12 protein-coding genes are annotated in these 11458 nt (G+C 51.7%); 4 read left to right on the top strand and 8 right to left on the bottom strand.

The window, feature by feature from the left end; translation table 11 throughout:
- Positions 1–6 precede the first annotated feature (6 nt).
- Positions 7–1008 carry an arabinose ABC transporter substrate-binding protein gene (locus tag JNC80_RS16460; RefSeq protein ID WP_376710924.1) on the bottom strand — a complete coding sequence of 334 codons (1002 nt, stop codon included), beginning with the start codon at positions 1006–1008 and terminating at the stop codon, positions 7–9.
- Between the two features lie 274 nt (positions 1009–1282).
- Here JNC80_RS16460 and JNC80_RS16455 point away from each other — a divergent pair, with 274 nt between their 5' ends.
- Positions 1283–2008 (top strand): FadR/GntR family transcriptional regulator, encoded by a 726-nt coding sequence (locus JNC80_RS16455; protein WP_376710979.1) that lies wholly within the window; start codon positions 1283–1285, stop codon positions 2006–2008.
- A gap of 45 nt (positions 2009–2053) precedes the next feature.
- Here the strand turns inward: JNC80_RS16455 and JNC80_RS16450 are convergent, their stop codons facing one another.
- The gene (locus tag JNC80_RS16450; RefSeq protein WP_075657119.1) at positions 2054–2812 is read right to left on the bottom strand and encodes a gamma-glutamyl-gamma-aminobutyrate hydrolase family protein; all 759 of its coding nucleotides are present in this window, start codon (positions 2810–2812) and stop codon (positions 2054–2056) included.
- A 372-nt stretch (positions 2813–3184) separates the two neighbouring features.
- On the opposite strand from JNC80_RS16450, the gene JNC80_RS16445 reads away from it, so the two are divergent.
- Positions 3185–3439, top strand: a complete 255-nt coding sequence (locus JNC80_RS16445; RefSeq protein ID WP_028233546.1) for a YjhX family toxin — start codon at positions 3185–3187, stop codon at positions 3437–3439.
- Positions 3440–3581: 142 nt separating this feature from the next.
- Here JNC80_RS16445 and JNC80_RS16440 read toward each other — a convergent pair whose 3' ends face one another.
- The 6 genes from JNC80_RS16440 to lysA all read right to left on the bottom strand — a co-directional run bounded on the left by JNC80_RS16440 (position 3582) and on the right by lysA (position 9130).
- Entirely contained in the window at positions 3582–4268 is a 687-nt protein-coding gene (locus JNC80_RS16440; RefSeq protein ID WP_022710601.1) for an amino acid ABC transporter permease, read from the bottom strand.
- A gap of 4 nt (positions 4269–4272) precedes the next feature.
- Entirely contained in the window at positions 4273–4971 is a 699-nt protein-coding gene (locus JNC80_RS16435; RefSeq protein WP_376710923.1) for an amino acid ABC transporter permease, read from the bottom strand.
- 107 nt (positions 4972–5078) lie between these two features.
- The gene (locus tag JNC80_RS16430; protein WP_151160177.1) at positions 5079–5888 is read right to left on the bottom strand and encodes an ABC transporter substrate-binding protein; all 810 of its coding nucleotides are present in this window, start codon (positions 5886–5888) and stop codon (positions 5079–5081) included.
- A gap of 94 nt (positions 5889–5982) precedes the next feature.
- Complete coding sequence (locus tag JNC80_RS16425; RefSeq protein WP_022710604.1) at positions 5983–6729, bottom strand: amino acid ABC transporter ATP-binding protein; 747 nt, start codon at positions 6727–6729, stop codon at positions 5983–5985.
- A gap of 122 nt (positions 6730–6851) precedes the next feature.
- Complete coding sequence (gene dapF / locus JNC80_RS16420; protein WP_376710922.1) at positions 6852–7739, bottom strand: diaminopimelate epimerase; 888 nt, start codon at positions 7737–7739, stop codon at positions 6852–6854.
- 113 nt (positions 7740–7852) lie between these two features.
- The gene (gene lysA / locus JNC80_RS16415) at positions 7853–9130 is read right to left on the bottom strand and encodes a diaminopimelate decarboxylase (protein WP_376710921.1); all 1278 of its coding nucleotides are present in this window, start codon (positions 9128–9130) and stop codon (positions 7853–7855) included.
- 169 nt (positions 9131–9299) lie between these two features.
- On the opposite strand from lysA, the gene JNC80_RS16410 reads away from it, so the two are divergent.
- Together JNC80_RS16410 and JNC80_RS16405 are read left to right on the top strand one after the other, a co-directional pair.
- Positions 9300–10223 (top strand): LysR substrate-binding domain-containing protein, encoded by a 924-nt coding sequence (locus JNC80_RS16410; RefSeq protein WP_116088946.1) that lies wholly within the window; start codon positions 9300–9302, stop codon positions 10221–10223.
- Positions 10224–10291: 68 nt separating this feature from the next.
- On the top strand, positions 10292–11452 hold the full coding sequence (locus JNC80_RS16405; RefSeq protein ID WP_376710920.1) for an aminotransferase: 1161 nt from the start codon (positions 10292–10294) through the stop codon (positions 11450–11452).
- Positions 11453–11458 lie beyond the last annotated feature (6 nt).

Genomic DNA, 11458 nt, shown 5'->3' with positions numbered 1-11458 from the left:
GCAGGATTACTCGATGCCGAGTTCCTTGCGGACTTCCGCGTAATTATCGCGCAAGGCTAGCTGACCGGATGTCAGAATGAGCTTTTCAGGCTCTTTTCCATCCGCCAGCCACGCATACATATTCATCGCTGTTTCATAACCATGACGCTTCGGTGAAATGATAACTGTGCCGTAGAAACCGGTCGGGCTAGGCTTTTTAAACTCATTAATCGCAGATTCCGCACCGCCGATACCAACCGCCACAACATTCTCTGACGGAATGCCAACGCTTTCCGTTGCGCGTACCGCACCAAGCACGGACTCATCATTGAGGCCAACGGCAACCCAATATTTGATATCCGCATTCTTGTTGAGAACAACAGTGGATGCATTCAGCGCGGCCTCAGTATCGGTTTTTGCCTGTGGTGCCGCAAAAATATTGGTTTCCGGCAATCCGTTTTCTTTCATAACCGAAAGCGCGCCTTCAACACGGTCAACGGCAGTCGGCAACTGGTCATAGGAAACACGGATTGCACCGACATTCTTCCAGTCCCAGCCACGTTTTTTGACTTCTTCGCTGATGGCGCGGCCAACTTCCTCACCGATTTTGGTGGCGGAAATCCCCATATGCGCCACATCTTCCAGCGGCTTGCCATCCGCACCGACAAGACGGTCATCGACAGTCATCAATTTCAGACCATTGGCCTCGGCCTTGGCGACGATACCCGGCCCGAGCTTCACATCCGGTGTACAGATGATCACACCGGTAGCGCCCTGTGCAGCCAGATTATCCAGTGCAGACTGCACTTTCTCACCGTCTTCCGCACCGATTTTGACAAGAGTGAAACCTTTTTCCTTTGCCGCTACATCGGCAAATTTCCACTCATCCTGAAACCATGGTTCTTCCGGCTGCTTCACAACAAAGCCGATTTTCACATCCGCCGCATAGGCAGCAGATGCTCCTGCAACAGCCGTGAAAACCACACCGGCCATCATTCCGGCTAAAGCAGCCGTTTTAAAAAAGCGCATATCTTTCCTCCCAAAGATTGCACGTCATCTCAAGCTCCCACAGCCTTGTCATGACGTTGATGTCCTCCATCGCCGGTCACGCTAAAACAAATCATCATACCAGTCAATAATTCTTGTATGATGATTTAAAATTGTTCATTATACATAATTAAACAACTGAGTGCCTTGCGGTTTCCGTCTGTCAAACCCTATGACTATGATCAGAGCCCGCATTAAAGCCGGAAACTGAACAACCGGATGGCCGGATTAAAACGAAAGAAAAGCCGTGACCGAAATGTCTGAGCAGAGCCTGCATGCCCCTTCCCGCACAACGCGGCCAAGGGTACAAAAAAGCATCACTGCGACGCTCGCCGCTGACATTCTCAACGGCCGCTTCAAGCCGGGCTCAATGCTACCCCGCGAAAATGATTTGTGTGAAGAATATGGCGTCAGCCGCACGGTCATCCGCGAAACGATAAAAACACTGGAGTCCAAAGGGCTGGTGCGCGGTAAGCCGCGTATCGGCACAGTCGTTTGTGAGCAGGATGAATGGAATCTGCTGGATCAGCAGGTGCTGGACTGGCTGGGGCCGCGTATCGTCGATCTGGATTTATTGCTCTGCGTTCTGGAAGCCCGCCGCGCAATTGAACCGGTCGCTGCCGAACTGGCAACACAACGCGCATCCGCCATGGATATTGCAGCGCTGGAAATAGCATGGAGCAAGATGAATGAGGCGGGCAGCGATATTGAAGCCTTCACGCAGGGCGATGTTGACTTCCACATCGCTCTGTTGCGGGCAAGCCATAATCAGGTCTTTCGCCAGCTTTGCGGCATTATTGAAGCCGCGTTGCGCTATACGCTTTACACATCCAATGATGCAGTTGCGAGCCGCGATGAGGCAATCTCCGAACATCTGGAACTGATTGAAGCCATACGGCTGCGCGATAAAGAGCGGGCGCGCAACAGTTCCAATAAAATGCTGGATCTTGCCGCCCGCGATCTTGGTATGAAAGATAAGTAAAACGGCCAGCACAATTGAGCACAGGCCGTTATAAGCGAAAACAGCTCAGCGATTATGATAGGCTTCGGCAGCAGCGCAAAATGCTGCCAGCAGATGCACATCGCCTTCCATTTGTTTATATTCCGGATGCCATTGCACACCGATGGCAAAGCTCTTTTCCGTGTGCTCAATCGCTTCAATAATACCGTCTTCAGCCGTAGCTGTCACACGCATCGGTGCTTTGACTGTGCGCACCGACTGATGATGCGAGCTATTCACATGCTGGCCGGTTGTGCCAACCAGTTTCGCCAGCAAGCTGTCTTCTTCAATTGCGATACTGTGCCCTGCACGTTCCTTGCCACCGGCATTTTCCGTGTCTTTGGAAACCGAATGTTCCAATGCGTCTGAGACTTCATCCGGAATATGCTGCACCAGTGTTCCGCCAGCAATAACAGCCAGCAGCTGATGACCGCCGCAAATCCCCAGCACCGGCATATCGCGCTCCAGCGCACCGCGCAGAACAGCCGCTTCAAATTCTGTCCGTGCCGGTTTCAGACGGATCGTGTCCGTACGCGCTTCTTCGCCGAACATTGCAGGCGGCACATCAAAAGCGCCGCCGGTTACAACCAGCCCGTCAATCATATTCAGATAGGTTTCAGCCAGTTCTGTGAGATGCGGCAAGGCAACCGGCGCAGCGCCCGCCTCTTCAAGGCAGGACAGATAATTCTGACGGATTGCATACCATGGAGAATCCGAAAATCCGCCGCCCTCTTCGCTGTCGAGTGTCACGCCGATGATCGGCCGGAATAGTGTTTTCTGTGTCATTGTGCCGTGCTTTTATAATGAAATTTCTGTGCCTGAATGAATACGTCCTGTTGAGCGAAAACAAGCGCTATTATCATCTGGCCTCATGCATTTTTGCGATCAGCAATCGCCTTACCTGCACATCATAGTCATACTTGTTTTTATTACATTTTCGCATTATATTTCAGGCAGTCGTCTTAAGGAGATTTATGCGCAGCATCCTTCATCGTTGATCCTCTGCTTATGCAGAGCCGCCTGTCACACACAGGATCCAACGGCTTGCGCCCGACTTTCTCTCCTTATCAGGACAATTCCCATGATGACTCAGATCATGCTGCCATATGTTGGCGGTTTCTGTGCACTGTTCGTCCGTTTCCAACAACGGAGACAGCCATGAATATTTCACGTTTTGAACGCCGTATTCTCGATATGTTGGCCAAAGGCGGCCGTATCGAACCGGAAAAAGATGACAATGGCAAAATTATTGATGTCGATTTCATCTCCCGCGAGGGCTGGTTTCTTGACGGTACAGATTTACAAACCTTCAAAAAACTGCGCGCCAAACGGCTGATCGCCTCGTTTAACGGCAGTGCTTATCGCATTTCCAAACAAGGCATTCAAAGTCTGCAAATCGCCCGCAATGCATAGGTAAAAAGCGCAGCACTCACATGCTGCGCTTTTTAATTTTTAGAGCATAATTCCTTAAACTTGGATCAGTTTAAGGTAAAATTATGCTCTAATTTTAAAGTGTTAGAGCGACCTTTGTGTGCCAAGTCTGGCACACGGCGCTCTAATCTAACGACAGACGCTGTGAACCGCTGATCTTGTTCTCCGCCCATTTGGAAAATTTGAGGATCGGATAACAATAGACGAAATAAACCAGCGCAATCAGACCATAGATAAACAACACATCGCGCGGGAAACGCAGCATCGACACTTCGCCCTGACGGGTCAGTTCGGCAATCCCAATCACCGAGAGAATGGCAGTACTCTTAATGATAATAACATAGACAGAGCTCATCGGCGCAATGGTCAGTTTCAGTGCCTGAGGCAAAATCACATGCCACAATTTCTGCAACTGGCTCATACCGACCGCAGTTGCAGCCTCCCACTGGCCGCGCGGCACCGCATCAATCGCACTGCACACAATTTCAGCCACATAGCAGGATGTATAGAGCGACAGCGCCACAAAAGCCGCTGTGGTGGAATCCCAGCTCAGCCATTCAATCCCTGTATTCGGCAGCACGAAATAGAACACATAGAGCTGCACCAGAAAGGGTGTGCCGCGCAAAATATGCACATAACCACCAAACAACTGTGTCAAAACGGGAATACGGTAACTGCGTATAATTCCGATCACAGTCCCTATGATTGATCCCGCCAGAATTGCGACCAGCGAAACCGTAAAAGTCTCTTTGAACCCCTGCCAGAGAAACGGCATCACCGAGACTGTAAGCTTCCAATAATATTCAAACATCATATCAGCCTTTCGCAGCCCAGGCAGGACCTGCCAGCTTCTTTTTCACATGATGCGAAAGGAACAGCATCACACAATAGATAGCGAGATATCCGGCAGCGATTGTCAGGAAGCTCTCATTCGGGCGCACGCGCTCACTGTTGAGTAGCAGCCCCGCACTGGTGAATTCGAACACCGTAATCAGCGACAACAGCGATGTATCTTTAATCAGCACGGCCGTCTGGCCGAGCACAGGCGGGATCACATTGGCAAAAGCCTGCGGCAATACAATATGGATCAGCCGCTGTCCGTAACTCATGCCCACAGCTTTGGCGGCTTCAACCTGTCCGCGCGGCACAGAGCCGATACCGGTACGGATAATTTCGGACATATAAGGCGCACAGTTAATAACCAGCGCGGCAATGCCAAGCCACATTTCCGGCCATTTGGCAGTAAACGGCAGCAGAACCGGCAGACCGAAATAGACCAGATAAATCTGCACCAGCAGCGGGGTCGAACGGATGAATGTGACATAAGCCTGTATCAGATTGCGCAGCACTTTCCACTGCGTAAACATGATAACAGCCATGATCGTGCCGAGCACAAAAGACAGCACAAAACTCACACCGGTTGCAATCAGCGTATTGCCCAGACCTTCTGCAAAGCGGTCGAGATACTGCGCAACGATGCGGTAATTGAAATAATCAAGAATGAATGATGACATTATCCGGTCCCGGATATTTCACGCAGGCAGACAGTCTGCCGTGGCGCAAAATATTTAAAACAGTAAGGCTCCTGCCCGCCCGAATGGCAGGCAGGAGATGGCTTCTGTTACTTGTGGTCTTTTTCCCACTCGGTGGTGTTCCACCAGTAGTTGACCATCTGGTCGAGACGCTTGTCGGAGGTGATCAGTTCAACATAATTGTCGAGCCAGAACTTCAGATGCGCTTCATCAGGGCGCACGGCAAAGGCCAGCGGGTTTTTGACGATAATGCCGTCAAGAATTTTCAGATTACCGAATTCATTAACGAAATTGGTGACGTTGCCAAGATCGGAAACCGTTGCATCAATACGACCGGCAGACAATGCCTGTGCCACAGCAGCAGTACCGCCGGTGAACTCTTTCAGCGTTGCCTTTGGCATGAACTTTTTAATGGCTTCACTGTATGAGCTGGCCTGTGTCGAGCCGATATTCAGACCTTCCTGATTGAGGTCTTCCCATTTGGCCAGCGGTGAATCATTCTTCACCACCGCAACGGTTTCTTCGTAGAACATCGGACGGGAGAACAGCAACTGAGCCGCACGCTGCGGGGTCGGTGTCATGTCGGCGGCAATCATATCCACTTTGCCTGCCAGCAATGCCGGAATAAGACCTTTCCAGTCATAATCCTGAAACACGACTTTAACGCCGAGGTCTTCGCCCATCATACGGGCAAGTTCTACGGCCAGACCGGTTTGCTTGCCATCTTTATTGATGAAGCTGACCGGCGCACCCTGCGTCTGCACGGCAACACGCAGCTCACCGCGTTTCAGAATTTCTTCCATAATATCTGCTTTGGCGGTGCTTGCAGCACCGACAGACATAGCGGCCACACCCGCCAGCATCCCGATCGACAGAGCGATTTTTTTCAGAAATTTCATAATGTTCTCCTCACTATTATATGGATTTACCCTTATTTACGGGCATTCATTTCCGTAACTTTCAACAGACGTCCCCCACGTCTGCTCCCTCCCTTTAAAGCACCTGTTCGAGAAAATGCTGTGTGCGCTGATGAACCGGCTTGGAAAACAGCACATCCGGCGTTCCGGTTTCAACAATTTGCCCTTCATCCATGAAGATCACACGATCAGCCACCTCACGGGCAAAGCCCATTTCATGGGTGACAACCACCATGGTCATGCCGGATTTTGCCAGTTCTTTCATCAGATCGAGAATGCCGCCAACCATTTCAGGATCGAGCGCCGAGGTTGCCTCATCGAACAGCATCACTTTCGGGTTCATCGCCAAGGCGCGGGCAATCGCCACGCGCTGTTGCTGACCGCCGGAAAGCTGGCTCGGATAATGTCCTGCACGCTCCGCAATGCCCACACGCGCCAGCATATCCTGCGCAATTTTCAGCGCCTCCGCCTTGGAGCGCTTCAGCACCACAGTCTGTGGCAGAACCACGTTTTCCAGCGCTGTTTTATGCTGAAACAGATTGAAATGCTGAAACACCATGCCGATTTCAGAGCGGGCATGATTGAGATCAGTCTTAGGATCGGAGATTGCCAGATTATTGACGGTGATCGTGCCGCTGTCGATAGCTTCCAGTGCATTGAGCGTGCGCAGCAAAGTGCTTTTACCGGAGCCGGAAGGACCGATAATTACCAGAACCTCCCCCTTCTCTACGGAAAAAGAGACATCGCCTAATGCACGATGCGCCTTGCCATTGCTGGTCGCAGGATAGGTCTTGCTGACGTGCTCAACAGATATAAAAGTCATTATTTCCCCTCTCAAGCAGTTTCAGGAAAAGTGGATACCGGTTTTCCGTTCGAAACTGCGTAATGATCAGAACTAACGCTGTCTCTTACGGACAGTTTTGCGTTATCCTTATTGAATTCTGTTTATTTTTCGTCAGGCAGAAATCCGTAAAATGCGACAGCAACATCCCCTGTCAGGATAATTGTATCATCAGCACATAACTCGACCTGTAAAGCCCCGCCCGGCATTAAAACACGGAATTTTTTCTGATTTGTGCGTCCGCTGCGTACCGCCGCAACTGCCGCTGCGCATGCGCCGCTACCACAGGCTTCCGTGAGAATACCGGGACGTTCATAAACCACCAGTTTCAGCCGCGCCTCGTCACCTTCAGACGGCAGCAGTTCAGCCACACCAATATTCGCCTGCTCCGGCAGATAGGCACTGTTTTGCACCACAGCGGCCTCAAGCCGCACATCCACGGCATCAAAATCCGGCACGAAATAAACCAGATGCGGATTGCCCATACTGACGGCAAAAGGTTCGGACAACGGGCCGTGGTTCAAGAGCCCGTCATGGTTCGCAAGCGGCCCTGCCAGTGGAATGGCCTGCCAGTCTGTGACAGCTGGCGCCAGATACAGGCTGATACGCGGCTGCCCGTTTTCAGCCTCTGCCATACGGGCTTCGATCAACCCACCAAGCGTTTCTAAAATGACGGAATTTTTTCCTGCTTCCTGCATCCAGAGAAAAGCGGCACAACGGCTGGCATTAAAACAGGCCGGAGCCTCCATACCATCCACATTATAAATGCGCATCCGCACATCAGCGCGGGCATTTTGCGGGGCTTCCAGTACCAGCAACTGATCGCCGCCGACACCGCGATGACGATCGCAAATCTGCGCAATCATTGCAGCCTGCGGCCGGAAAGACTTTTCCCGACCGTCAACAAGCACAAAGTCATTCCCCAGCCCGTGGGTCTTGACGAAGAAAATTCCTGCTGCGCCTGTTTGCGCCGCTTCGGAATATGGCCTCATATTTCCCCCTCTCTTCGGGCTACTTTAGCAGCAGCCTCAGGAAACGGCCTCCCAACCGTTCCCTTGTACTGACCGGGTCCTATAGATCCCGTACCTCTTGTCTCCTTACGCGATCAAAGATCGCGTTCCAGCATAAGTGCATCTTCTACCGTCCACTGACGGCGAACCAGTCTGAATGTATCACCCTCAACCAGCACTTCCTGAATAAGCGGACGCGCATTATAGGTTGAAGACATTGTTGCACCATAGGCACCGGCAACACCAAGCATCACCAGATCGCCACGCTCCAGCGCAGGCAACCGATCAAACTCGCCGAATGTATCCGAGCTTTCGCAAACAGGGCCAACCAGATTGACCGGCAGGGTTTCTGCATCTGCTGCCGGTTCACGCACCGGCCAGACCGGATGCACGGCATCATAAAGTGCCGGACGCATCAGATCATTCATCGCTGCATCAACGATGGAGAATTTGGCATTGCCCTGATTTTTGCCATAGAGAACTTTGGTCACCAGCGCACCGGCTTCGGCAATGATAAAACGACCCGGCTCCATCGTCAGTTCGCAATCAATATCGCCAAGTGTATCGCGGATTGTCTGTGCATAGGCATCGACATCAATGCCGGCAGAACCATCATAGGAAACGCCGAGGCCACCGCCGAGATCAAGACGGGAAATATTCAGGCCTTTGGCGCGGATAGCCCGTGTCAGCTGTGCCAAGCGTTCAAAAGTCTGACGATATGGCGTGACATCGGTAATCTGCGAACCGATGTGAACAGCAATACCAACCACATTGATTTCTTCACGGGCAGAAGCGGCTGTATAGGTATTCAGCGCATCAGCATAGGCAATGCCGAATTTGTTCTTGCTGGTGCCGGTGGTAATTTTCGGATGGGTCAGTGCATCTACGTCCGGATTGATGCGCAGCACCACAGTTGCCACTTTGCCAAGCTGGCGGGCAACACGGGAAATCGCATCCAGCTCTTCGATGGATTCAATATTCAGCTGATGCACACCGGCATTGAGTGCCGCTGCAATTTCCTCATCGGTTTTGCCAACGCCGGAGAATACGATTTTATCCGCAGGCGAACCGGCCGCCAATGCGCGGTGCATCTCACCGCCGGAAACAATATCCATGCCGCAGCCCTCACCGACCAGCAGTGACAACAGCGACAGGTTGTTATTGGCTTTCACCGCATAGCAGATCTGCACATTGAGTCCGCTCAGCGCAGCACGCAATCTCGCAACACGTTCACGCACAGCAGCAGCCGAATAGACATAAAACGGCGTGCCGTATTTTTCTGCAATTGCAGAAACAGCAACGTTTTCAACGCTTAAAGCACCGTTTTTATAGCCGAAATGCGCAACATGCGGACGTGAGAACTCAGTGGTCATTCTACCCTCAAACACTCGAAGCGGAGGGTCTCACAAGACACACCGCTTCATCATTACTACCATCAAGCTATCAGACATCCATCTGCGGTCAAATTCATAATAATCTCTTTATTATTCATTTTCGATATGCTTAATACTGGAAAGGTCTTGCTGCCAAAGGGGAGATTTTATGCGTCTGACACACCGCCAGCTGGAAATTTTTCAGTCGCTGATGCACACCCTCAATGTAACTGAAACGGCAGACCATCTCGGCTCCTCGCAGCCAACCATCAGCCGCGAGCTGAAAGATCTGGAAGCGACACTCGGCTTTACGCTATTTCACCGTGATAACCGACGGCTAAAACCCACACAACAAGCTGCCGCGCTCAACGTGATTGTACAGCGTTCCTTTGTCAGTATTGAAGAAATTGCCCGTACCGCACGCGCTATTCGCGGCGATAATTTACAACGCGTATCCGTTGCCTGCCTGCCTGCCTATGCCCATGCGATTATTCCGCAGGCCACCAAACTGTTTCTCAACGAACATCCGCAAGCATCTGTGAAAATTCACTCGCTGGAAGAAAGTGCCCTCACCCGCGATCTCCTCAGCAAATTCTTTGATGTCGGTATGGTGGAAGGCAATATTACGCTCAGTGCCTCGGCAACACGCGAGCTTTATACCGGCGACCTTCTGTGCATAATGCCTGCCGGTCATCCGCTGGCGGATTATGACAGTCTCGATATTGAACAATTCTCCGGCCATAATTTCATTTATTACTCTGATGAGGATTATTATCGCCGTCAGGTCGATCAGTGGTTCAGCAATGCCGGCATCAGCCGCAAACTAACCATTGAAGCGACCACCGCATCCTCCATCGGTTCTCTGGTGACAGCCGGCATTGGCATATCCGTTATCAATCCTTTGAGCGCACTGGCCTTTGAAGGGCAAAATCTGCTGATCCGTCCGATCCGCCATTCCATCCCTTATTATGTGAATGTCTGGCAGCCGGAAGATATCCGCCGCGGTGCGCTTGGCGCAGAATTTGTGCAATCAATCGTCAGTGCCGTTGAAGAACGCGTTGCAACACTGCGACAGCGTAATCTGTGCGCCTGAAAGGTGTTACCTGTTTTCCTGTTTAAAAACATAACTCTATAATACGGCATTATTTGCAGGGGGATATCATGGTCAATCCGGTTTTCGCAGCATCCGGCATATCTGTTTTTGAAATCATGTCGAGACTGGCCGCAGAAACCGGTGCCATCAATCTCGGACAGGGTTTTCCGGAAGGACTGGAGCCGCAGGAACTGATTGCCGCTGCAACAGATGCTCTGCATAACGGTTCCCATCAATATCCGCCGATGCTAGGCCTTCCTGCCCTGCGCAAAGCTGTGGCCGACAATGCCCGCCGGTTCTTCAATATTGATGCGGATTGGGAAACAGAAGTGCTTATCACTTCCGGCGCGACAGAAGCTCTGGCCGACAGTTTCTTCGCGCTGATGAATTCCGGTGATGAAGTGATTGTGCTGGAGCCGGCCTATGATTCTTATAGTCCAGTGATCCGCCGCGCCGGTGGTGTGGTTGTGCCGGTGCGTCTTGCGCCGCCCCATTGGGAATTACCTTTGCAAGCCCTGAGCGATGCGATTACCCCGCGCACGCGCATGATCGTTGTGAATAATCCGATGAACCCGATCGGCAAGGTTTTTACCCGCGAGGAGCTGAATTTCATTGCGGAACTGGCGGTGAAGCATAACCTCTTCATTATCGCCGATGAAGTTTATGAACATCTGACCTTTGATGACAATAAACATATCTCGCTGTTTTCACTGCCGGAAATCCGCGACCGTGTGGTACGGATCGGCTCTGCAGGTAAAAGCTTTTCGCTCACCGGCTGGAAGGTTGGCTATATCACCGCTGATGCGCAATTGCTGAAAGTGATCTCCCGCGTCCATCAATATATGACCTTCACCACACCACCGGCCCTACAGACAGCGGTAGCGGTCGGCCTCAATCTGCCGGACGACTATTTCACCGGCCTGCGGGAAGAACTGGCTAAACGTCGTGATTATCTCGATGCCGGTCTGCGTGAAGCCGGTTTTAGCATGGCTCCCGCTCCGGCCACTTATTTCGCGGTTGCCGATATCAGCGACCTCGACAAAGAAGGTGATGATCTGGCCTTCAGCCAGCGCCTCACCCGCGAGGCCGGTGTAACGCCGGTGCCGGTATCGTCCTTCTATTCAGAGCGCAATATCACCAGCCATGTGCGTTTTTGCTTTGCCAAAAAACTTGATACGCTGGAGACTGCCATTAACCGACTGCGCGACTGGCGTGAGAAACAGAGCTGAGCAATC

The sequence above is a fragment of the Pseudochrobactrum lubricantis genome (assembly GCF_041929865.1).
GTDB classification, from domain to species: domain Bacteria; phylum Pseudomonadota; class Alphaproteobacteria; order Rhizobiales; family Rhizobiaceae; genus Pseudochrobactrum; species Pseudochrobactrum saccharolyticum.
The sequence above is the reverse complement of the archived record's forward strand: the minus strand, read 5'-3'. Positions and strand labels throughout refer to the sequence as shown.